We start from the raw sequence: 22,834 nt of genomic DNA, 5'->3' as shown, positions 1-22,834 counted from the left end.
CGTCTGTGCGACGGTGCTTCGGTGCCGTCGCGCAGGCGTTTTCGCGTGTCCGTCCTCGACGGTCCCGTCGTGACCTTGACAGCCCTCGTTATCTGACGGACAGTCAGAAAACCTTGTTCGTACGAGGTCCGGGAGGGCCGCCGCCGTGCACCTCGCCCCCACCGAGCGCCAGCAAAGGCTGCGCGCCGAACTGCGTACGTACTTCCGGGACCTGATGCCCGACGGTCCCCCGCCCGCCGACGACCCCGGCAGGCAGCGCGCGCTGCTGCGCCGCATCGGCGCCGACGGACTGCTCGGCATCGGCTGGCCCGTCGCGTACGGGGGCCAAGGGCGCGGAGCCGACGAGCAGTTCGTGTTCTTCGACGAGGCGTACCGGGCCGGAGCGCCGGTGTCGATGGTCACGCTGAACACCGTCGGACCGACCCTCATGAAGTACGGGAGCGAGGCGCAGAAGGAGTACTTCCTGCCGTGCGTCCTCAGGGGCGACCTCGTCTTCGCGATCGGGTACTCGGAGCCCTCGGCGGGTACGGACCTGGCCTCGCTGCGCACCCGCGCCGTGCGGGAGGGCGAGTCCTGGCTGATCGACGGGCAGAAGATCTTCACCTCCAACGCCCAGCACGCCGACTGGATCTGGCTCGCCTGCCGTACCGACCCCGACGCGCCCAAGCACCGGGGCATCTCGATCGTCCTCGTGCCCACGGACGCGCCGGGCTTCTCGTGGACACCGATCGAGACGGTGGGCGGGCTGACCACCACGGCCACGTACTACGACGGCATCCGCGTCCCCTCCTCGAACCTCGTCGGCGAGGAGAACGGCGGCTGGGATCTCATCACCAACCAGCTCAACCACGAGCGGGTCGCCCTCGCCGCGATCGGCATGCAGGCCGAGGACTTCTACGCGGCCGCGCTGCGGGCGGCGCGCACCCCCGATCCGGTGACCGGGCGGCGTCGGGTTGACGAGCCCTGGGTGCGTTTTCGGCTGGCCGAGGTGCATGCCCGGCTGGCGGCATCACGCCTGCTCAACTGGCGTTTGGTGGGGGATGTCGGGGCCGGCCGGCTGGCCCCGGGCGACGCGAGTGGCGTGAAGGTCGCGGGAACGGAATCGGCGGTCGCTTCGTACCGAATGTGTCAGGAAGTCGTGGGTGCGCAGGCGCTGGTGCGCTCCGGTTCGCCGGGTGTGTTCGGGGACGGCGAGCTGGAGCGGATGAACAGGGCGGCGCAGATCAACACGTTCGGGGGCGGGGTGAGCGAGGTGCAGCGGGAGATCGTGGCGACCATGCGGCTCGGGATGACGAGGGGGCGGCGGTGAGCGACGAGGCGGCCGAGCTGGAGGCGCGGCTCAAGGCGTACGAAGGGCGTGCGGCCGCCGTCGCGGGCGTGGGCAAGGACCCGGTCAACGAGCCGATGATCCGGCACTGGTGCGAGGCGATGGGCGACACCAACGCGGCGTACACGGGCCCGGACGCCGTGGCGCCGCCCACCATGCTCCAGGCGTGGACGATGGGCGGCCTGTCCGGGCACGAGGGCCGCTCGGACGCGTACGACGAGCTGCTCGGCCTGCTCGACGAGGCCGGCTGCACCTCCGTGGTCGCCACCGACTGCGAGCAGGAGTACCTGCGCCCGCTGCGGCCCGGCGACGAGATCACCTTCGACGCGGTGATCGAGTCGGTCTCCGAGCGCAAGACCACCAAGCTGGGCACCGGGCACTTCGTCACGACACGGATGGACGTACGGGCGAACGGAGAGCCGGCGGGGACGCACCGGTTCCGGATCCTCAAGTACGCCCCGGCGCGCGCCAAGCCCAAGGCGACCCGGCCGCGACCGGTCGTCAACCGGGACAACGCCGGGTTCTGGGAGGGCGTCGGCCGGCACCAGCTGCTGATCCAGCGGTGCGGCGGCTGCGGGACGCTGCGGTTTCCCTGGCTGCCGGGGTGCGGCGCGTGCGGCTCCCCGGAGTGGGACACGCTCGAGGCGAGCGGCGACGGGACGGTCTACTCGTACGTCGTCATGCACCACCCGCCGTTCCCCGCCTTCGACCCTCCGTACGCCGTGGGCCTGATCGAGCTCGCCGAGGGCGTCCGGATCGTCAGCAACGTCATCGGGGTGCCGTCCGACAAGGTGCGGATCGGGATGCCCGTGCGGCTCAGGTTCGAGCGGTACGACGAGGAGCTGGTGCTGCCGGTCTTCCGGGCCGGTGCGGAGGGGGGACGCTGACATGGACTTCACGCCCACCGAGGAACAGGCGGCCGCCCGCGACCTGGCCGCGCGGATCTTCGGCGACCTCTCCACCCCGGAGCGGCTCGCCGCGGCCGGCAGCAGCAGCGACGCCGAGACATGGAAGGCGCTGTGCGCGGCCGGGCTGGTGGCGGCCGTCGCGGACACGGGGCTCCTCGGCCTTGTACTGCTCCTGGAGGAGCAGGGGCGGACCACGGCCCAGGTGCCGTTCGCGGCCAGCTGTGTGTACGGGCTGCTGGCGGTGTCCGCCCACGGATCACCGGAGCAGCGGGAGCGGCTGCTGCCGGGGATCGGGGACGGGACGGCGGTGGTGTGCGGGGCGGTCTTCGAGCCGGGAGGCGTACGGGCGGACGCGGCGGGGCGGCTGAGCGGCGTCGTCCCCGTGGTGCCGTGGCTGAGGGACGCCAGCCATGTGCTCGTCGCGGACGACCGGCGCCGGTTGTGGCTCGTGCGGACCGCTGACGCGCGGTGCGCGCCGGTCGAGCTGACGGCGCCCTGGGCGGCGGGACGGCTGACGCTGGAGGGGACGCCGGGTGAGCCGGTGGGCGGGACGGACGCGTACGACGACGTGCTCGCCACCGCCCGGACGGCCTTCGCGGGGCTGCAGGCCGGGGTGTGCGCCGGGTCGCTGGCACGAGCCGTGGAGCACACCAACACACGCGAGCAGTTCGGACGTCCGCTCGCGGCCAAGCAGGGTGTCCAACTCCGGGCCGCGGACGCGTACATGGACACCGAGGCGATACGGGTGACGGCGTACGAGGCGGCGTGGCGGCGCGACGAGGGGCTCGCGTACGCGACGCACGCGCTGACCGCGGCCTGGTGGGCGTCCGAGGCGGGTCAGCGGGTCGTTCACGCGGGCCAGCATCTGCACGGAGGGACGGGCGCCGACCTGGAGCACCCGGTGCACCGGCACTTCCTGTGGGGGCGGCAGCTGGACGCGTACCTGGGGTGCGGGAGCGAAGTCCTCCAGGAACTGGGGGAGCTGATCGCGAGCGGGGAGGAGGAGACATGAGGGTCGGGGAAGGGGAGCGCGCCCGGGGCGTGGAGGGACAGCGCGTGCGGGTCGGAGAGGACGGGTGCGTGCGAGTCGGAGAGGGCGAGCGGGCGCGGGTCGGTGACGAGCTGCCGCCGCTGGAGATCGAGATCACGCGCACGCTGATCGTGGCCGGGGCCATCGCCTCCCGGGACTACCAGGACGTGCACCACGACGCCGAGCTGGCACGGCACAGGGGCTCCCCCGACGTCTTCATGAACATCCTGACCACCAACGGCCTCGTCGGGCGATACATCACGGACCACTTCGGACCGGCGGCCGTCCTCCGCAAGGTGGCCATACGGCTGGGAGCGCCCAACTACCCCGGCGACACGATGGTGTTGACCGGCAAGGTCGAAGAGGTCGAGGGCGACACCGCGACCGTGCGCGTCGTCGGGGCGAACGGCATCGGCAGACATGTGACCGGGACCGTGACGGTCACGCTGCCGACCGGAGGCGCCTCGTGAGCGTACGCACGAGGGACCGGCTCGGCGGCCGGGCGGCGATCGTCGGGATCGGGGCCACCGAGTTCTCCAAGGACTCCGGGCGCAGCGAGCTGACGCTCGCCGCGGAGGCGGTGCGGGCGGCCCTCGACGACGCGGGGCTGACGCCGGCCGAGGTGGACGGGATGGTCACCTTCACCATGGACACCAGCCCGGAGATCACCGTCGCCCAGGCGGCCGGGATCGGCGAGCTGTCCTTCTTCTCCCGGGTGCACTACGGAGGGGGTGCGGCCTGCGCCACCGTCCAGCAGGCGGCGCTCGCGGTGGCGACCGGGGTGGCCGAGGTCGTCGTCTGCTACCGGGCGTTCAACGAGCGGTCGGGGCGGAGATTCGGAGCGGGGGTGCAGCAGCGGGAGCCGTCGGCCGAGGGCGTCGCGCTGGGCTGGGCCCTGCCGTTCGGGCTGCTCACCCCGGCGTCCTGGGTGGCGATGGCGGCCCAGCGGTATCTGCACACCTACGCACTGACGCCCGAGGTGTTCGGCCATGTCGCCGTAGTGGACCGCAAGTACGCGGCGACGAACCCGGCGGCGTACTTCCACGGCAGACCGATCACCCTCGCCGAACACGCGGCCTCGCGGTGGATCGTGGAGCCGCTGCGGCTGCTGGACTGCTGCCAGGAGACGGACGGCGGCCAGGCCCTGGTCGTCACCTCCGTGGAGCGCGCCCGGGAGCTGCCGCATCCGCCTGCGGTGATCACGGCGGCGGCCCAGGGTGCGGGCCGGGCGCAGGAACAGATGACGAGTTTCTACCGGGACGAGCTGACCGGGCTGCCGGAGATGGGGGTCGTGGCGCGCCAGCTGTGGCGGACCTCGGGGCTGACCCCTACGGACATCGACGTGGGCATCCTGTACGACCACTTCACGCCGTTCGTGCTGATGCAGTTGGAGGAGTTCGGGTTCTGCAAGCCGGGGGAGGCCGCGGACTTCGTCGCCGAGGAGCAGCTTCCGCTGAACACCCACGGGGGGCAACTCGGGGAGGCGTATCTGCACGGGATGAACGGGGTGGCGGAGGCCGTACGCCAGCTGCGCGGCACGTCCGTGAACCAGATACCGGGCGCCGGTCGCACCCTGGTCACCGCGGGCACCGGGGTCCCCACGTCGGGGTTGATCCTGGGGGCGGACGGGGTGTGAGTACGCTGTCGGGCTCTCCCCGCTCTCCCCGCCTCACAGAGCCTTCGGGGGCCCGCGGGGACATCCCGGGTAGTACGGCGGCCGCCGTCGTACTACGGCCGTACGGGTCTCTCAGGGGTGAACCCTCAGGGTGCGGGCGCCGCTCGTCCACCCTCAGGAGGTGGGGCCGGCCCCCCTCCTACAACCTGAGGGGGACACCTCTTCGGGACCTGCGGCCGATCCGAAAAGGTAGGGGTCACTCCTAGCGTGGAGCCATGACCTCACTCGTCTGCACCAGCGGTTCGAACGGTGGGACGCGGACCCTTCCGTACCCGTCGTTCTCGTCGTACATGAAGGCCCGCCAGCCGGTGCTGCTGCGTACCGCCCGCTCGCTGACCGCGAACCCGAGCGACGCCGAGGACCTGCTGCAGACCGCGCTGACCAAGACCTACGTCGCGTGGGAGCGGATCGAGGACCACCGCGCGCTCGACGGCTATGTACGGCGTGCGCTGCTGAACACCCGGACCTCGCAGTGGCGCAAGCGCAAGGTCGACGAGTTCGTGTGCGACGAGCTCCCGGAGCCGGAGGACGTCCCCGCCGGGGACCCGGCCGAGCAGCAGGCGCTGCACGACGCGATGTGGCGCGCGATCATGAAGCTCCCGGCGCGGCAGCGGGCCATGGTCGTCCTTCGGTACTACGAGGACCTGAGCGAGGCACAGACCGCGGAGGTGCTCGGCGTCTCCGTCGGCACGGTCAAGTCGGCGGTGTCACGGGCGTTGGGCAAGCTGCGCGAGGACCCGGAGCTGGAACCCGTGCGCTGACTGACCTTCGGCAGATCCGGGCCGAACGGCCCCTGTGACCTGATCGATCGGCCGGAGCTAGTGACATACCGCGTGGTATGTGCGCAGAATCAGCGCATCCCTTACCGCCTCGTAGGCAATGTCGCCCCGGGAGGACGCCGTGCTGAGCACGATGCAGGACGTACCGCTGCTGATCTCGAGGATCCTGACCCACGGGTCGGCCATCCATGGCACCTCGCAGGTGATCACCTGGACGGGTGAGGGAGAGCCGCAGCGCCGTTCCTACGCCGAGATCGGCGACCGGGCCGCCCAACTCGCGCACGCGCTGCGCGAGGACCTCGGTGTCGAGGACGACGACCGTGTGGCGACGCTGATGTGGAACAACGCCGAGCATGTCGAGGCGTACTTCGGGATCCCCTCCATGGGCGCGGTCCTGCACACGCTCAACCTCCGCCTCCCCGCGGAACAACTCGTCTTCATCGTCAATCACGCCGCCGACCGCGTGATCATCGCCAACGGCTCGCTGCTCCCGCTGCTCGCGCCGCTGCTCCCCCATCTGCCGACGGTCGAGCACGTGGTCGTCTCGGGCCCCGGTGACCGTTCGCTGCTCGAGGGCGCGAGCGTCCAGGTGCACGAGTACGACGAGCTGATCGCGGGCAAGCCGACCACGTACGACTGGCCGGAGCTGGACGAGCGTGCCGCCGCGGCCATGTGTTATACCTCCGGCACCACCGGCGACCCCAAGGGCGTCATCTACTCCCACCGTTCGATCTACCTGCACTCCATGCAGGTCAACATGGCCCAGTCGATGGGGCTCACGGACCAGGACACCTCGCTCGTGGTGGTCCCCCAGTTCCACGTCAACGCCTGGGGCCTGCCGCACGCCACGTTCATGACCGGCGTCAACCTCCTCATGCCGGACCGTTTCCTCCAGCCCGCGCCGCTCGCCGAGATGATCGAATCCGAGCGGCCGACGCACGCCGCGGCCGTCCCCACCATCTGGCAGGGCCTGCTCGGCGAACTGCACGCCAAGCCCCGGGACGTCTCCTCGCTCACCCAGGTCACCATCGGCGGCTCGGCCTGCCCGCCCTCCCTCATGGAGGCCTTCGACAAGCTGGGCATGCGCGTCTGCCATGCCTGGGGCATGACGGAGACCTCCCCGCTGGGCACGATCGCCCGGCCGCCGGCCGCCGTCGTCGGCACGGACGAGGAGTTCGCGTACCGCCTCACCCAGGGCCGCTTCCCGGCCGGCGTGGAGGCCCGGCTCACCGGCCCCGGCGGCGAACGCCTCCCCTGGGACGGCGAGTCCGCGGGCGAGCTGGAGGTGCGTGGCCCCTGGATCGCGGGCGCGTACTACGGCGGCCAGGGCACCGAACTGCTTCGCCCCGCCGACAAGTTCAGCGAGGACGGCTGGCTCAAGACCGGCGACGTCGGCACGATCAGCCACGACGGCTTCCTGACCCTCACCGACCGCGCCAAGGACGTCATCAAGTCGGGCGGCGAGTGGATCTCCTCCGTCGACCTGGAGAACGCGCTGATGTCCCACCCGGCCGTCGCCGAGGCCGCCGTCGTCGCCGTCCCCGACGACAAGTGGGGCGAGCGCCCCCTCGCCACGGTCGTCCTGAGGGAGGGCGTCACCGCCGACTTCGCGTCGCTGCGCACCTTCCTCGCCGAGGAGGGCAAGATCGCCAAGTGGCAGCTCCCCGAGCGCTGGACGATCATCGAGTCGGTCCCGAAGACGAGCGTCGGCAAGTTCGACAAGAAGGTGCTGCGCAGGCAGTACGCGGAGGGTGCGCTGGACGTCACCCAGCTCTGAGGCCCTCGACGGCAGAATGACGGTTGGGGTGCTGTTTCACGTGAAACAGCACCCCAACCGTCGTATGTGTGAGTCCAGTTCGAGGCCCGCAGCGCAGCGGGTCAGTTCGTGCCGATGCGCGCCAGCAGATCCACGATCCGGTCCTGCACCTCGGCGCTCGTCGAGCGCTCGGCGAGGAACAGGACCGTCTCACCCGCGGCGAGGCGCGGCAGTTCGGCCTGGTCGACAGCCGCGGTGTAGACGACGAGCGGTGTGCGGTTCAACTGCCCGTTCGCCCGCAGCCAGTCCACGATCCCGGCGCGTCGACGCCGTACCTGCATCAGATCCATCACGACCAGGTTCGGCCGCATCTGAGAGGCCAGCGTGACGGCGTCCGCGTCCGTGGACGCCCGCGCCACCTGCATTCCGCGCCGCTCCAGCGTCGAGGTCAACGCCAGCGCGATCTCCGCGTGCTCCTCGATGAGCAGCACGCGCGGCGGGTGCTGGTCGGAGTCCCGCGGCGCGAGCGCCTTCAGGAGTACGGCGGGATCGGCGCCGTACGCAGCCTCGCGCGTCGCCTGCCCCAGTCCCGCCGTCACCAGCACCGGGACCTCGGCGGCAACGGCGGCCTGGCGCAGCGACTGCAGCGCGGTGCGTGTGATCGGACCGGTCAGCGGGTCCACGAACAGCGCGGCCGGGAACGCGGCGATCTGCGCGTCCACCTCCTCGCGCGAGTTCACGATGACGGGCCGGTAGCCGCGGTCGCTCAGCGCCTGCTGGGTCGTCACGTCCGGCGCGGGCCACACAAGGAGGCGGCGCGGGTTGTCCAGCGGCTCCGGGGGCAGCTCGTCGTCCACGGGCCGCGGCTGCGGCTGGTCGGCGACCTCGACCGCGCCACCGGGACCGTCCAGCGGCTCAGGACCCTCGTCGGCGTTCTTGTCCGGGGCTCCTATGGCGTACGAGCGACCGGCGCCCTCGGTCGCTCCGGGCAGCCTCGGCCCGGGAGCCGTGGCGGTCTGCCCAGCCTGCGGGTGCGGGCGCGCCGTCGCTTCGGGGCGCTCGGCGGCCGGCTCGGGGGGAGTGCCGAGCTTGCGGCGGCGGCCGGAGCCGTTGGTCTGGTGCGGGGGAGGCGTGGCGGTCTGCTGCGCCTGCGCCTGCGCCCGGGCCGGTACGGCCCCCGGCTGGTTCGGCGCCGACTGACGGCTGAACGGCACGCCCTGCCCGAGCGTCCGCACGCTGAACGCGCGCCCCTGCGTCGAGTTGGGGTCGATCGGCGCGGCGGCCTCGGCGGGCAGCGGCTGAGCGACCCGCGGCTGAGCCCCCGGCCGGGGCACCGACTGCGCGGGCTGCTCCGGCGGGAGGGGGGTGCCGGGCGCCGGAGTCTGCGCCTGCGGTTGCGGCTGGGCCTGACGGGCGGCGGCCGCCGCCGGGGCGGGTGCACCGGGCGGTACGGGCGCTCCCGGAGGTACGGGGGCGCCGGGCGGTACGGGGGTGCCGGCGCCGGAGGTGTCGTCGGCGTTCGGGGCCGGCCAAGGGGCCGGGGCCTGCGCGGGGACGGCCTGTGCCGGGGCTCCGGGCGCCGGGGTGGCCGGTACGGGGACGCCCTGGGCCGGAACCGCCGCCGCGTCGGGCCGAGCTGGGGCCGGGGCCTGGCGGGTCCGCACTCCCGACGGCGCGGAAACCGGGTGCGGCTGGGGCGGAGTGTGATCGTCGGCCGGGTCGTGCGGCATCCCGTCGTGCCGGCCCTCGTCCCGCTGGCCACGACCGGCGACGGCACCGACGGCGTCGCCCGCCTGCTCCAGGAGCTGCTGCTGGGCCCGTTGCGCCTGCTGGGCCTGTTCGGCCTGGATGTACTCGGGTGAGCGGTCCGCTTCCGCGGGCGGAAGCGCGAACACGGTCCGGGCGCCGCCTTCCTGCGCGGCGGCCCGCTCGGCCGCCGCCGCCAGCGCCCGCCGACGTCGACCGGTCGGCTGCGCGCCGGCACCTTCGGCGGGGACGGCCTCCGGGGCACCCGGAGCACCGGGCGCGCTCGGGGCGCTGGGCGCCGCGGGCAACGCGGGCGGCAGCGCGTGCTGTTCGCCGTCACGCCGTGCCCGCCGCCCGGACGGCACGGGCACCCCTTGCGGAGAAGCCACGGGAACCCCCTGCGGAGGCACCGTCCCGCCCAGTCCAGTACCCACGGCCGCGGTTCCCGCCGCGTGCTCGCCCGCCATGACGACCGCGCCCTCCGACACGCCCTCGGCCGCGTCGCCGTCCGCGCCCTCGACCGGGCTCGGCCGCCCGCGACGGCGCCCGGTGGCGACGCCATCGCCGTCACCGGGGCCCTGGGCCTGCGCGGGCACGGACACCTCGGCGGCCTCCTGCTCCGCGGCCGTACGGCGCCTGCGCCGCCCGGTGGGAGCGGCCGCACCGCTCTCGGTCGTGACCGGCTCCGCGGGGGCGACCTCGCTCTCCAGGAAGGCGTCCACGGAGGACCGCCGGGCCCGCCGCCTGCCACCGCTCTGGTTGCCGCCGTTCTGGTGCGAGGCCTGCTCGGGGAGGGCGATCTCGGCACCGGTCGACGCCGGGGCCTCGGGGGCCATCGCTCCGGCCCCGTCGCCGATCGGCACCTCCAGGACGAACGCGCTGCCGCTCATCCCCGGCACCTCGTGCGTCTGCAGTACGCCGCCGTGCGCGCGCACGATTCCGCGCACGATCGGCTCGTGCACCGGGTCTCCCCCGCTGTACGGGCCGCGCACCTCGATGCGTACGACCTCGCCGCGCTGCGCCGCCGCCACGACGACGGTGTTGTCCATGTAGCCGCCCGCGGACGCCGGCGCGTTGCCGGTCGCGTCGACGCCGGCCACGTCCGCGATGAGGTGCGCCAGCGCCTGCGCGAGCCGCTGCGGGTCGACCTCGGCCTCGATGGGCGGCGCGTGCACGGCGAACTGCACACGCCCGGGCCCGATCAGCTCGACGGCCCCGTCGACACCGGCCGCGACGACCGCGTCCAGCATCACGTTCGTACGGACGATCTGCTCGGCCCCCGCGTCCAGCCGCTGATAGCCGAGCACGTTGTCGACGAGGGTCGTGATCCGCGAGTAGCCCGCCGCGAGGTGGTGAAGTACCTGGTTGGCCTCGGGCCACAGCTGGCCGGCGTCGTCGGCGGCGAGCTTGGAGAGCTCACCGCGCAGCTGGTCGAGGGGCCCGCGCAGGGACTGGCCGAGCACGGAGAGGAGCTGATCGTGCCGGGCGGTCAGCGCCTCGTAGCGGTCCTTCTCGCGCTCGCCGAGCGCCGCGTACCGCTCGTCGCCCGCGGCGAGTTCCTCCTCGTGGCGCTCGCTCACCTCGGCGAGCTCGGCGGCGTGCCGCTCGCGCAGCGCCGCCAGCTCCGCCGCGTGCTCCTCGCCGATCCGCTCGATCTCCTCGGCGTGCTGGGTGGCCTCGGCGTCCTTCTCCTCGACGAGGCTGTCGTACGGCCGTCGGTCGGTGAAGGTCATCACGGCGCCGACGAGCTGGTCCCCGTCGCGCACCGGAGCGGTCGTCAGGTCGACCGGCACCTTGTTCCCGGACTTGGACCACAGCACCTGCCCGCGCACCCGGTGCTTGCGCCCGGAGCGCAGGGTGTCGGCGAGCGGGGACTCCTCGTACGCGAAGGGCTCGCCGTCCGCGCGCGAGTGAAGGATGAGGGCGTGCAGGTCCTGCCCGCCGAGATCACTGGCCCGGTATCCCAGGATCTGAGCGGCCGCCGGATTGACGAGGACGACCCGCCCCTCCGTGTCCGTGCCCACGACACCCTCGGCCGCCGCGCGCAGGATCATCTCGGTCTGTCGTTGCGAACGCGCGAGTTCGGCCTCGGTGTCGACGGTGCCCGACAGATCGCGTACGACGAGCATGAGCAGCTCGTCGGGGGTGGGACCGTAACTGTCGTAGGCCTGCTGGCCGTTCTCCAGGTTCGCGCTGGTGACCTCGACCGGGAACTCGCTGCCGTCGGTCCGCCGCGCGATCATCCTGGTCGGCTTGGTCCGCCCGCGCTGGTCGATCGTCTCGGGCCGCCGCATGGACCCGGGGATCAGCCGCGAGTCGAACTGCGGCAGCAGATCGAGCAGCCCCCGGCCCACCAGAGCCGTACCCGGGGCCTCGAAGGCCTCCAGGGCGATGGTGTTGGCGTTGACGACCGTGCCATTGGCGTTGACCAGCACCAACGCATCGGGCAGCGCGTCCAGTATGGCTGCGAGGCGAGCAGCGCCTCGGGATGGCCTGCTGCTCACGAGACGCTTCCTCCCTGTTACCGCACCTTGCCGACCGCGAGGGCCATCTTGCCAACCTGCCCGCAGCGTGTCACGCGAGGGAGTCTACGGGCAGAGGTCGCGCTCGCGGCGCCGGATGAGAGGGAGGTCGCACGCAGAAGAACCGAAGAACCTGTGACCGCGCATTTCATCTCTTCCCTCCCTACCCCGCCGAACCGTGGCCTCACCATGATCGAGCCGTGCCGCGGCTGTGGGCGGAGCCGGGGAGCAGGGGGACGAGGGCGTCCCAGCGCGCGATCTGGCAGCCGTCCGCCCGGTCGAACCGCGCGTCGACGGGCCGCCCGGCCCAGGTCCCGGTCACATGGGCGGTGGCCGGACCGCCGTACATCATCGTGCACATCGTGCCGGGCGCCACGGGGGCGAAGGGGTCCTTGCCCCAGGTGGTGCGCTGGTCCAGCGTCGCGCACGCCTTGCCCACGTCGGGGTGACTGCCGCTATTGGGATGACACCGCAGCTCGTACCTCCCGTCGCCGCCTTCCGCGTGCTGGACGGTGACGGTCAGCCTGTCCCCGGAATCCTCGCCGCGGGCCGGCGGAGGCATCAGGCTCAGGGAGGCCGGTTCCGCGCGGGCGGCTCCGGCCTGGGCGACGGCGGGCAGGGCGGGCACGGCGGACAGTGCCGCGACGGACGCGGCGGCGGTGAGGACGAGACGACGCAACATGACCTGACTAACGCGAGGGGCCCCGAGCGGTTGCGCGCGGCCGCCGCGTGCCCCGCGCCTCTCAGCGGTTCGGCTCTCCGGCTCTCCGGCTCCTCGGCTCACCGGCTCCTCGGGACTTTGCCCTGTGACCCGACTGCCTAGTACCGTGGGAGCCGATTGGTGACACCCCACCCGGCTGTGTCATCATCTGCACGCACCACTCGCGCTCGCGTGGGCGGTTGTGCGGGAGGCGTCGCCTAGTCCGGTCTATGGCGCCGCACTGCTAATGCGGTTTGGGCCTTAAAGCCCATCGAGGGTTCAAATCCCTCCGCCTCCGCGCCAAGATCCGAAGCCCCGGTCCACCTGGACCGGGGCTTCGGCGTTGAGTCCCTCTGGAGCGCGTTTGCCCAGCTCACAAGGGGTGCAGCAAACGGATTTCACATGGCGGCGGCAGTCATGTAATGTTCTTCCTGTCGCCGCGAGCGGGCCGAAAGCCCGGGAAGCGGGACGAAGCAGGAAACAAGAAAACAAGCACTCGTAGCTTAACGGATAGAGCATCTGACTACGGATCAGAAGGTTGCAGGTTCGAATCCTGCCGAGTGCACATCAGATCAGAGGCCCTGTGGAGTGATCCACAGGGCCTCTGGCTTTTGCGGGCCGTTGAGGCGCACGACCCCAAGGGCGGCCACGAGGGCAACGACTTGGGGACCTCGATCGGACAGGCCCGCACCTCGCCGAGTCCGGCAGTTGCGCCGTGCCGAGATGGCCGACGACCGCACTGTCCGCCATGACGAAGAGGGGCTCGGCGACGAGTGCGCCGAAGGCCGGGACGGCCAGCACGACGATCTCTCGATCGTGCTGTCGCCTGATGACCCTGGGGGTCACGGGAGCCTGCGCCATGAGTACAAATCCATTCATCCACAGGTAATGGATGTAAAGCCTTTCTGCCCCTTACCGCTCGGCTCGTTGCGCATTCTGTCGTGCACTATTTCTGGACACCGCGAGCGACGAAATCGTGCGCCTGGTCGTGCAGGCGTCTGCGACCGGCGTGTACGTGTGGGCGGTCCACTGGATCGAGCGCCGCTGAACCTATGCCGCCTGGGAGTACACGAGTACTCCCAGGCGGCCCACCGTGTACCGACATTGCGTCCTGGTCAGCCGACGGCGCCCTTCTGGCGATCGACGTCATCGCGAAGGACGTCGAGTCCATCGTCGAGATCCTCGACATCAACCGTGACTACGACGAGAACGACTTCGTGAAGCAGGAGCCGGGACAGACGTGGGTGTTGACGAGTTCGGCAGGCAAAGCAAGAAATCCTGTACGCCGACCGCCAGGACGACAACGGACACCTCGCGCAAGCGCCCAAGCGCGCGACACGGATCGAGTCGCCAGACAAGCGGAAGGTCGCCCGAACGGCAGGCCTGCCTAGCGTGCGGCCCATCCGGCAGGTCGCGGCTTCCACGAGCGAAGCCGCAGTTCCAAGGCATGTTGCGTGACATCAGTAGCTGACATCAACAGAGGCGTACAACCACGCACGGCGGCGGGCCCGTAAGCGGCGGACGGACCAACAGATCCCAGCAGGCGAACGGTCCGTGATGGTGCTGCACGCGCCTACGGAACAAGGGGCGTGGCGCTTGCTGCAGGCGGTCGATGGATGTTCCTGGAATTGAACGCGTGAACGATCACTCGCCGTCCCGACTTGAGGCCGGTCCGAAACGCTTTCGTCCTCACCGGTGACTGACCGGCGAGACCGTCGTCGCAGGCCTTTGAGGGTTGTTGTCGCCAAAGCCCTGCCAGATTGTCAGACAGATGCAGATTGCAGCGTTTCGACGCGTTTTATGTTCTTTCATCAGGTTTCATTACCTGCGCGACAGCGGTGTTTGTGTGTTGTCGCTCTATCGCCCCCGGGCCGTTTTCTGACGTAGCGGGGAATTGCTTCAGGAGAGGATCGGCGTGTTGTGACCAATGACGTTCACAGATCTCAAAGTTGGGGCGAGCGGGGCCTCTGGCGTGTCACTGGTCGTCGGGCGGCGCAAGTGTCGGCTTCAGCGGCATCGCCGGCCGGGCCCGGGCGGGGTTGGTGGCGTATGGGCGTCACCGTAGCGGTGTGTGCCGTGCTCACTGGTGCGGGGGTGCCGGCGGCCGTCGCCGACTCTCCGACGGCAGGTCATCGCAGCGGCAGTCGGGCAGCCGCGCCAGTCAGTCAGACCTTCACCTTCACCGGCGCTCCGCAGACCCTGACGGTTCCTGCGGGAATGTTCGTGACGATCACCGCGGACGGGGCCGGCGGTGCCGACAACACCGGCACCCCCTGTTCCGTCACGGGGACCGGTGGGGCGGGGGCGCGGGTCGTCACCACGCTCCCGCAAACCGCCGCACCGACAACGTTCACCATCAACGTCGGCGGCACCGGCGGCAAAGGCTGCAACGGCACCGGGACGCCGGGTGCCGGTGGGTTCAACGGCGGCGCCCCAGGTGGGAGTTTTCCGGCCAGTGGTTTTCGTTTTGAAGGGCCGGGTGGGGGCGGGGCCTCCAGCATCAGCACGGGCGGCTCCTTGCTGGTGGTCGCCGGGGGCGGCGGAGCTGCAGGCGGCACCGGAGCGGGCTCTAAAGGGGGGAACGGAGGCAACGGCGGGACAACGCCGGATGCCACCGGCGGTACCGCGGGAAGCGCCACCGGCTCTGGGGCTTCGCCGGGGCAGGGTGGGGGCGGTGGCAGCACCAGCACCAGCACCGGCGGGGCCGGCGGGGCCGCCGGCACCGTTCCATTCTGTGCGGTCACGAACGGCGGGCCGGGGAGCGGGTTCTCCGGTGCCACGGTCGGTACCGGTGGCACCGGGGGCAACTTCGACGGCGGCTGCGCCGCCACTGCCATCGCTGGTGGTGGGGGCGGTGGGGGCGGGTACTTCGCCGGCGGGGGCGGCGGCAGCGGCGCCGTCAACAACCTGGGCACCGCGGCGGGCGGGGGCGGTGGTGGTGGGGGCAGCAGCTTCGCCACCACTCCGAGCACCGGTACACACTATGCGCCGTCCACGATCGGGACGGCGAACAACAACGGCCAGGTGACCATCTCCTACGGCCCCCCCGGCCCGAGCTTGACCATCGGCAAGAGCCACAGTGGCAGTTTGGTGCGGGGTCAGTCCGGCTCCTACACGCTCACGGTCGGTAACGACGGGATCGATGCGACCGACGGCACCGTCGTCACCGTGACCGACACTCTCCCGGCTGGGCTTACCGCGACGTCGTTGAGCGGTACCGGGTGGACGTGCACGCTGGCCACGCTGACCTGTACCCGCAGTGACGTCCTCGCGTCCGGTGGCAGCTATCCGGCGCTCACCCTCACGGTCAACGTCGCCTGTACGGCCTCCGGTCAGGTCACCAACGCCGCCTCGGCCACCGGCGGCGGGGACACCGCCACTCACACCGCGACCGATCCCACGACCATCACTGGCGCCTGCCCGCCCACGCTGGCGATCAGCAAGACCCACAGCGGCGCGTTCGGGCAGGGCAAGAGGGGCACCTACAGCATCACGGTCACCAACAGTGGCACCGGCCCGACCGACGGCACCACCGTCACTCTGACCGAAACCTTGCCCAAGGGACTCACCCCCGTCTCGCTCAGCGGCACTGGATGGGCCTGCAGCCGATCCACCGTGACCTGTACCCGCAGCGACGTCCTCCCCTCAGGGAGCAGCTACCCACCCATCACCCTCAAGGTGGACGTCTCCTGCAAGGCCCCCAGCACCGTCACCAACACCGCCACCGTCACCGGAGGCGGCGACACCACCACCCACACCGCCACCGACCCCACCAAGATCAAGCGTCACCAGCACGACGAGCACTGCGATCACCACGACCACTGGTAGGGCGACTCCCCTTGATGAGATCCGGCTAGAGCTACGGATCAGAAGCTGCCCGTGCCCCATCCGCGCAACAACACGGCCCCCTGACCGTCTCGTCCGGTCAGGGGCCATTCACCGGCGCGGTGGGTGTGGGATTTGAACCCAGGGTGGCTCGCGCACGACCGTTTTCAAGACCTGTCTGTCGTTGGCGGGCCGGATCTGGCGTCCGGCTGATCCGGCAGGTTACGACTTCACGAGCGAAGCCGCAGGTCCGGGGCCTATTGCGTGACATCAGTAGCTGACATCAACAGAGGCGTACAACCACGCACGGCGGCGGGCCCGTAAGCGGCGGACGGACCAACAGATCCCAGCAGGCGAACGGTCCGTGATGGTGCTGCACGCGCCTACGGATCAGAAGGTTGCAGGCTCGAATCCTGCCGAGTGCACACCGGACCAGAGGCCCCGTGGAGTGATCCACGGGGCCTCTGGCTTTTGCGGGACGGCGTCGGCCTTCTGGGCGCGCACGGACTCGTCGTCCGGTGCGGAGTGCGAAGTCGACGGGGCCGCGTGAACCTGTGACCCCGCTGCCACGGCCGGACTGCCGAGCGCGAGGGCGTCGACCGCGGCGGTCTTGAAGGTCGTGCTGACTTGCTTGCCTTGGGCTGGTCCGTGGGAGTCGGTCATTAGCTCGCACTCGTCGAATTCGATATCCACACCGTGAGGATCGCGGAATGGGCCTGCGGTAACGGAGACCAGGTGTGCGGACGGCGCGCAGGCGGTCCAGAGGCCCCGGAGGGATCCGGGGCCTCTGGCATTCGGGGAGTACGGGGCTGTGGGTTCGGTCGTTGTCGGAGCGCTCGTTCTTGTGGGTGTCAGTCGGCACGGGTGGCGTGGGTGTGCGGGTTGTGGACGCTCGCGAGGAGTTGCTGGTACGTGTCATGCATGGGCTTCTCCTTTCCCTTCGGGCTGAGAGAGACGATCTCGATGAAGTGGGTGTCGCCGGCGATGAGGCGGGCGGAGCCCGCAGCGCCGTCAGGGGCGGAGAGACGCGCGTCGAGGCCCGGCTGCCCGTGAACCGTGATCTTGTGGACGCCGGTGCTGGAGAGCTTGTGTTTGGGGGACTGGGCGCCCGCGTTGTAGCCGTCCACCAAGCCCTGAAGAGCGTCGTCGAGCTCTCCCTGGGCGCGGGGCAGGTCGAAGACCGCGAAGACGATGACCCCGTTGTCGGTCCTCACCTTGTAAAGGCGACCGTCCATTCCGTCCACGGCCTGGGTGAACTTTATGACCTCGGGCTTTCCGGGGAGCTGGAACTTGATGCCGCTCACGGTGTCGGTGGTCTCCACCCATTCCTTGGCGGAGGCGGGGCTGCCGTGCGGACGGTGAGCGTCGTGATCGGAGGCGACCGTGGTGACGGTGGCCGGGTGCGGCGCCGCCGTGGCGGCCATCGCGCTGCTGGGCAACACCGCTCCTCCGGCGATCACGGTGGTCGAGGCGGCGAGCAGCAGAAGGCGCTGGAAATGGGAACGGCGAGTCATGGAAATTCACATCCCGTGGAAGTGGGGGGAGGGTGGACAGGAGGTTGATGAATGGTCTGCGACTTATGGGTTTCCGGCCGTGCATCGCATGTGTCCATTAGGCCCGGTCCTTTGAATCGGGTCATGCCCCTGAATCACGTGACGCGAGAATTCGGGACTTGACCGATGCCGTTGGTCCGAGCACAATCCCCGCCCCGCACGCCGTCGCCGCGGCGGGCTTCCCGTGGGGGTGCTTGCGGGGAATCGATCCTGCTGTCGCCTATCGAGTGAACGTCAGTGATTTCTACGGGAGTTGCATGCTTCCTTGCCTATTTTCCGGCGTGGAGGTGATGCTCGATGGACGAGCAGGACGCGATCGACGTCGACGACTTCGTGTTCGCGGCGACGGGGGCGCGGGTGCGGAGGCTGACGCCGGCTGAGGGGGAGCACTGGTTCCCGGCGGCGGACGTGGCCAAGGATCTCGGCTACGCCAACACCCGCCAAGCCCTTCTCTGGCATGTTGCTGAAGATTGCCAACAGAGCCTCGAGGATCTTGCACGAAGCGTCTATGGAGCAGACGCATTGAGCAAGATTGCAGGTCACGGGCTCAAGAAGTCGATGAAGATGGTGAATCTGCAGGGGCTCATCAGACTGGTCAACGGGTGCACCAAGCCCGAGTGCGAGCCCTTCAAGGCCTGGGTGGCCGAGGTCGTCGTGACCATCCAGCGCGACGGCTGCTACGAACTCGAGCCGGCCCCTGTACAGCCCGCCCCCGGCGGTGGCGTCGCCTACGTCGTGCCCCAGCAGGTCGCCGATGCCATCGTGCGACTCGAGGAGCGGAACATTCGGGCGGACGAGGAGTTCGCGGCGCGGGCGGCGGCGCGGAATGAATTGCTGGCCGAGCGGAATTCCCTGATCGCCGAGGGTAATCGGCTGGCGGCTCAACGGGAGCAGTTGATGGCTGAGCGGAATCAGCTGTTGCGGGAGTCGAGCGGTGACCGGAGCGCCATGGCCCGGAACCAGGACGCGATGGCGCGCAGCCAGGAAATGATCTTTCGGAGTCAGGAGGTGATCGCTCGCAGCCAGGAGGTGATCGCCCGGAGCCAGGACGCGATGGCGACGGCCCTGGGGCGCATGGCCGAGTCGTTGGACCGGATCGCGGGGCGGATGGGAGCGGGCGGCGGGGGCCGGAAGCCGCTGGTGATGACTCCGCAGGAGCTGCTGGCGATGTGGCAGGCGAGGAATCTTGTCGTCACCGCGGATGTGCACGCCGTGGCGGCGTATCTCGCGCCCGCCCTCGTGCGGGGGAAGGCGCAGTACCGGCTGGAGGACATCGCCGGGCGGACCGGGCTGACGGTGGAGCGCGTGCACGACAGTGTGCGGATGCTGCTCAAGCGCGGATGCATGAAGCAGAGCGGGTGCGCGGCGGACGGGGCGCCGGTGTACGTGCTGCCTTAGGGGGGTCGCCAGGAGGACGCCGGGGGCCAGGGAACGCCGAAGGACGTCGAAGGACGCCGGATGAAGGAGAAGGGCCCGAAGTCGCATCCCATACGTGCGGCTTCGGGCCCTCTCCACGTTAGGTGAAGGCGTGCCGGCTCAGTCGCGCTTCCGCAGCTCCTCCAGGTATTCGCCCATCAGCCTTCCCGTACGGGTGAACCAGTCGTACAGGACTGCGATTTCGGCGGGCGAGTAGTCGGAGAAGAGTTCGGTGACGCGGGCGTGGTGCGGCTCGTAGAGGGCCTTGACGCGGGCGACCGCGTCCGGGTTCGCGGCCACGCGGACGCGGCGGCGGTCGTCGGGGTCGGGACGGCGGGTGACGTAGTCGGCGCGTTCGAGGCGGTTGAGGATCCCCGTGACGGCGCCCGTCGTGACATGGGCCCGCTCCGCGAGGTCGCCGGCCGTGAGCAGTGTGTCGCCCGCCTCCAGGACGAAGCCGAAGCACGTGAGGTCGGTGACGTTCAGGTTCAGCCGCTGGGCCATCTCCTGCTGGCCGATCATGCCCGTCGCGATGAGGTGGTCCATCGCGATCAGCGCCTGGGCCGGAGTCGCGGGTGGGCGCGGCGTGCCCTGCTGCATGGGCATTTCCCTTAGTGCGTGAGATGTTTCTGGGGTAGATTTCTTAGCGTATGAGGGATTCTAGTCCCTCACGTCACGAAACTCCGCTGTTCGGACAGAGGGAGGCAATACGTGAGCAAGCATGACGAGGGGCACACCCTCGCGGGCTGGACCGGATTCGGGATCGCCACCGTGGGGGTGGTGGGCATCGGGCTGGGGGTCTGCGCCGACAACGCCCTCGGCGAGTGGGGCGGGCTGGCGGTCGTGGCCGTGAGCGTGCTGGTCACCTGGGTGCTCCATCTCGCCGGGTGGGGCAAGCCGCCCGGGCGGCGGCCGACCTCTCAGTGGGGGCTGCGGGTCAGGGACCTCGGTGCGCGGCAGGGGCACCCCGGGTGTGTGGGGTGCCGGCTGGCGGGTCGTGGGCGGCCCGCGATCAGGTCGGACGTGGCTGTCGGCGGTAAGCCTGTGAGTGGTGAACCCGTGACCGAGTCCGCCTCCTGAACGGCTGCCCGGGCCGAGGGGGCTTGATCGCCGGCCCCGTTGTCGGCGGCAACGCCTACGCTCGTGAGTGATGGCACAGACGTGGAGATGTTCGGGTCTGCGGTGGTCGGCGGACGGCCCCGTGCTGATGTGGGGCGGCGGGCGGGGCAGTGCGCTGTCCTGGGGGAAACGGGTGGCCTTTGGGGTGGTGGACGAGGGCGTACGGACGTGTGTGGGGGCGCGGGGGAACGCGTGTCCGCTGCGGGCGGTGGTGTCGGGGCGGAGTGCGGGGGCCCGTTGTGAGGAGTGCGCGCGGCTGGACCGCACGCACTCCGTGGCCGCCGACACGATGGCCGACGACCCGCGGCCGTACCGCGTGTACCTCGCGTGGTTCGGGCCCGGCCTGGTCAAGGTCGGGATCACCGGGGCCGCGCGCGGGTCGGCTCGGCTGCTGGAGCAGGGGGCCGTCGTCTTCAGCTGGCTGGGGCAGGGGCCGTTGATGGCGGCGCGGCGGACCGAGGAGCTGCTGCGGGCGGCGCTCCGGGTGCCGGATCGGATCCCGTACGCCGAGAAGAGGGCGGTGCGGGCCGCGTTGCCGGGGGCGGGCGAGCGGCTCGAGGAGATCCGGGAGCTGCACGCGCGGGTCATGGAGCTCGAAGGCTGGCCCGAGTCCCTGGAGCGGGCGCCCTTCCAGGCCGTCGATCACACCGAGGTGTTCGGGCTCGAAGGGCTCCCGCCCGCTGTCGGTGTCGTGAGCGAGCTGGTCGCGGGCGGTGTGGTGAGCGGGGAGCTGGTCGCCGCGGCCGGGCCCGATCTGCATCTGGCGACCGGGCGTGGGGTCGTCGTGGTCGATACGCGGCTCATGACCGGGTGGGAGCTGACCGCGGTCAGGGGTGAGCAACTGACGGTTCCTGTAAGGGAGTGGGAGGACAGGAGCGTGAAGCAGGACGGGCTCTTCTGAGTGCCCGGGTCCGAGTGGCCGGGTCCGAGTGGCCGGAACCGAGTGGCCGGGTCCGAGTGCCCGCGTGAGTGCCCGGGTCCGAGCGTCCGAGCGGATGCCGTTCTCCGAGGGTCAAGAGATGGATCCCTCTTGGATCCCGTTCGGAAAGGGCCTGGACGAGTGGGGACACGTGGCCCGACAGTGGCTGACATGAGCGATCACTCCATGACACCTGTCGCAGCCCATGAACCCCCCTACTACGCCGCCGTGTTCACCTCCGTCAGGACCGAGGACGACGGAGGGTACGGAGAGACCGCCGAGCGCATGGAGGAGCTGGTGAAGGACATCCCGGGCTACCTCGGCATGGACCAAGCGCACACGCCGGGCGGGCTGTCGATCACCGTCGGGTACTTCCGGGACGCGGACGCGATCAGGGAGTGGAGCGGACATGCCGAGCACCGCGCGGCGCAGCGGCGTGGCCGCGCCGAGTGGTACGAGCGCTACACGCTGCACATCGCCAAGGTCGAGCGGAGCCATGGGTTCGAGCGGACTCCAGGGGAGTGAGCAGAGCATCGGGACTGAGCAGAGCACGGAGGTAGGGCGGAGTGGCAGGAGCGAGCGTGCGGGCGACTGACGGGTCTGACGGGTCTGACAGGTCTGGTGGGGAAGACGTACGGCGGTTCTGGGAGCGGCTGGGGCTCCCGGGGCTCGTCGATGTCCACACGCACTTCATGCCCGAGCGCGTCCTGCACAAGGTGTGGGACTACTTCGACGCTCTCGGGCCGCTGACCGGCGGCGTCGAGTGGCCCATCACCTACCGTGCGGAGGAGAGCGAACGGCTCGCGGTGATTCGGGAGTTCGGGGTACGGGCCTTCACCGCGATGCTCTACCCGCACAAGGCCGGCATGGCGCAGTGGCTGAACTCCTGGGCCGTCGACTTCGCCCGCCGGACGCCCGACTGTCTGCACACCGCGACCCTGTTCCCCGAGCCGGGCGTCGAGGGGTACGTGCGGGAGGCCCTGGAGCAAGGGGCTCGCGTCTTCAAGGCGCACGTCCAGGTGGGGGCGTACGACCCGAGTGATCGACTCCTCGACTCCACCTGGGGGCTGCTCGCCGAGGCCGGGGTCCCTGTCGTGATCCACTGCGGGTCCGGTCCCGCGCCCGGCAAACACACCGGGCCCGAGCCGGTCGCCCGTGTCCTCGCCCGGCATCCCCGACTGCGGCTGATCGTGGCGCACATGGGGATGCCCGAGTACGAGGACTTCCTCGCCCTCGCGGAGCGCTACGGGGAGGTGCGGCTGGACACGACGATGGCGTTCACGGACTTCAGCGAGCGGTTCGCGCCGTTTCCGCGGGAGGCCAGGACCAGGCTCGCCGCCCTGGGTGACCGGGTCCTGCTGGGGACCGACTTCCCGAACATCCCCTATCCGTACGTCCACCAGCTGCACGCCCTCGAACGGCTCGGGCTGGGGGACGACTGGCTGAGGGCGGTCTGCTACGAGAACGGCGCTCGTCTCTTCGCGATCAGTCCCTGAGCGGGACGCCTTGTCAGTCCCTGAACGGGGCGCCCCGGAACGCCCCTCGAGAACTTCGTGATC

General features: G+C 70.7%; 17 protein-coding genes, 2 tRNA genes and 1 pseudogene. 15 read left to right on the top strand and 5 right to left on the bottom strand.

Going from position 1 to position 22,834, the window contains the following annotated elements:
• Positions 1 to 145 precede the first annotated feature (145 nt).
• The 7 genes from OG798_RS27120 to OG798_RS27090 all read left to right on the top strand — a co-directional run bounded on the left by OG798_RS27120 (position 146) and on the right by OG798_RS27090 (position 7,496).
• Positions 146 to 1,309 carry an acyl-CoA dehydrogenase family protein gene (locus OG798_RS27120; RefSeq protein ID WP_328757818.1) on the top strand — a complete coding sequence of 388 codons (1,164 nt, stop codon included), beginning with the start codon at positions 146 to 148 and terminating at the stop codon, positions 1,307 to 1,309.
• The gene (locus tag OG798_RS27115) at positions 1,306 to 2,214 is read left to right on the top strand and encodes a bifunctional MaoC family dehydratase N-terminal/OB-fold nucleic acid binding domain-containing protein (RefSeq protein WP_328757816.1); all 909 of its coding nucleotides are present in this window, start codon (positions 1,306 to 1,308) and stop codon (positions 2,212 to 2,214) included. The genes OG798_RS27120 and OG798_RS27115 overlap by 4 nt, the downstream gene beginning before the upstream one ends.
• 1 nt (position 2,215) lies before the next feature.
• Positions 2,216 to 3,247: an acyl-CoA dehydrogenase family protein gene (locus tag OG798_RS27110; RefSeq protein WP_328757814.1), complete on the top strand. Its 1,032-nt coding sequence runs from the start codon at positions 2,216 to 2,218 to the stop codon at positions 3,245 to 3,247.
• Entirely contained in the window at positions 3,244 to 3,735 is a 492-nt protein-coding gene (locus tag OG798_RS27105) for a MaoC family dehydratase (protein WP_267062293.1), read from the top strand. The genes OG798_RS27110 and OG798_RS27105 overlap by 4 nt, the downstream gene beginning before the upstream one ends.
• Positions 3,732 to 4,901, top strand: coding sequence for a lipid-transfer protein (locus tag OG798_RS27100; protein WP_328757812.1), 1,170 nt, complete (start codon positions 3,732 to 3,734; stop codon positions 4,899 to 4,901). Before OG798_RS27105 ends, OG798_RS27100 begins: the two co-directional genes overlap by 4 nt.
• A gap of 254 nt (positions 4,902 to 5,155) precedes the next feature.
• Positions 5,156 to 5,701 (top strand): SigE family RNA polymerase sigma factor, encoded by a 546-nt coding sequence (locus OG798_RS27095; protein WP_095853762.1) that lies wholly within the window; start codon positions 5,156 to 5,158, stop codon positions 5,699 to 5,701.
• A gap of 118 nt (positions 5,702 to 5,819) precedes the next feature.
• A complete protein-coding gene (locus OG798_RS27090) occupies positions 5,820 to 7,496 on the top strand; it encodes a long-chain fatty acid--CoA ligase (RefSeq protein ID WP_121415650.1) in 1,677 nt (558 codons plus the stop codon).
• Positions 7,497 to 7,597: 101 nt separating this feature from the next.
• Here OG798_RS27090 and OG798_RS27085 read toward each other — a convergent pair whose 3' ends face one another.
• Together OG798_RS27085 and OG798_RS27080 are read right to left on the bottom strand one after the other, a co-directional pair.
• Positions 7,598 to 11,725: a hybrid sensor histidine kinase/response regulator gene (locus tag OG798_RS27085; RefSeq protein ID WP_121415651.1), complete on the bottom strand. Its 4,128-nt coding sequence runs from the start codon at positions 11,723 to 11,725 to the stop codon at positions 7,598 to 7,600.
• A gap of 202 nt (positions 11,726 to 11,927) precedes the next feature.
• Positions 11,928 to 12,425, bottom strand: a complete 498-nt coding sequence (locus tag OG798_RS27080; RefSeq protein ID WP_097225406.1) for an SSI family serine proteinase inhibitor — start codon at positions 12,423 to 12,425, stop codon at positions 11,928 to 11,930.
• 225 nt (positions 12,426 to 12,650) lie between these two features.
• Between OG798_RS27080 and OG798_RS27075 the strand changes: the two genes are divergently transcribed.
• Positions 12,651 to 12,741 (top strand) — tRNA-Ser (locus tag OG798_RS27075).
• Positions 12,742 to 12,935: 194 nt separating this feature from the next.
• A tRNA-Arg gene (locus OG798_RS27070) sits at positions 12,936 to 13,008 on the top strand.
• A 140-nt stretch (positions 13,009 to 13,148) separates the two neighbouring features.
• On the opposite strand, the pseudogene OG798_RS27065 reads toward OG798_RS27070, so the two are convergent.
• Positions 13,149 to 13,304 (bottom strand): annotated as a pseudogene (locus OG798_RS27065) (MATE family efflux transporter); the annotation flags it as partial.
• Positions 13,305 to 14,666: 1,362 nt separating this feature from the next.
• Here OG798_RS27065 and OG798_RS27060 point away from each other — a divergent pair.
• Positions 14,667 to 16,271 carry a DUF11 domain-containing protein gene (locus OG798_RS27060; protein ID WP_147474185.1) on the top strand — a complete coding sequence of 535 codons (1,605 nt, stop codon included), beginning with the start codon at positions 14,667 to 14,669 and terminating at the stop codon, positions 16,269 to 16,271.
• 848 nt (positions 16,272 to 17,119) lie between these two features.
• Here OG798_RS27060 and OG798_RS27055 read toward each other — a convergent pair.
• Positions 17,120 to 17,782 (bottom strand): hypothetical protein, encoded by a 663-nt coding sequence (locus OG798_RS27055; RefSeq protein WP_328757807.1) that lies wholly within the window; start codon positions 17,780 to 17,782, stop codon positions 17,120 to 17,122.
• Positions 17,783 to 18,118: 336 nt separating this feature from the next.
• On the opposite strand from OG798_RS27055, the gene OG798_RS27050 reads away from it, so the two are divergent.
• Positions 18,119 to 19,219 (top strand): BRO-N domain-containing protein, encoded by a 1,101-nt coding sequence (locus tag OG798_RS27050; RefSeq protein ID WP_328757805.1) that lies wholly within the window; start codon positions 18,119 to 18,121, stop codon positions 19,217 to 19,219.
• A gap of 138 nt (positions 19,220 to 19,357) precedes the next feature.
• On the opposite strand, the gene OG798_RS27045 is transcribed toward OG798_RS27050, so the two are convergent.
• On the bottom strand, positions 19,358 to 19,837 hold the full coding sequence (locus OG798_RS27045; protein ID WP_443053847.1) for a MarR family winged helix-turn-helix transcriptional regulator: 480 nt from the start codon (positions 19,835 to 19,837) through the stop codon (positions 19,358 to 19,360).
• Between the two features lie 111 nt (positions 19,838 to 19,948).
• Here OG798_RS27045 and OG798_RS27040 point away from each other — a divergent pair, with 111 nt between their 5' ends.
• From OG798_RS27040 to OG798_RS27025, 4 genes are all read left to right on the top strand, one after another.
• The gene (locus tag OG798_RS27040) at positions 19,949 to 20,317 is read left to right on the top strand and encodes an HGxxPAAW family protein (RefSeq protein ID WP_121415655.1); all 369 of its coding nucleotides are present in this window, start codon (positions 19,949 to 19,951) and stop codon (positions 20,315 to 20,317) included.
• A gap of 70 nt (positions 20,318 to 20,387) precedes the next feature.
• Complete coding sequence (locus OG798_RS27035; RefSeq protein WP_267062277.1) at positions 20,388 to 21,257, top strand: DUF2797 domain-containing protein; 870 nt, start codon at positions 20,388 to 20,390, stop codon at positions 21,255 to 21,257.
• A 189-nt stretch (positions 21,258 to 21,446) separates the two neighbouring features.
• Positions 21,447 to 21,800 carry an antibiotic biosynthesis monooxygenase family protein gene (locus OG798_RS27030; protein WP_095853792.1) on the top strand — a complete coding sequence of 118 codons (354 nt, stop codon included), beginning with the start codon at positions 21,447 to 21,449 and terminating at the stop codon, positions 21,798 to 21,800.
• A 56-nt stretch (positions 21,801 to 21,856) separates the two neighbouring features.
• Entirely contained in the window at positions 21,857 to 22,771 is a 915-nt protein-coding gene (locus tag OG798_RS27025) for an amidohydrolase family protein (RefSeq protein WP_121415657.1), read from the top strand.
• The last annotated feature ends 63 nt before the right edge of the window (positions 22,772 to 22,834 follow it).

The sequence above is a fragment of the Streptomyces sp. NBC_00271 genome (assembly GCF_036178845.1).
In the GTDB taxonomy this organism is placed as follows: Bacteria; Actinomycetota; Actinomycetes; order Streptomycetales; family Streptomycetaceae; genus Streptomyces.
This window is presented reverse-complemented; position numbering and strand designations above follow the sequence as displayed.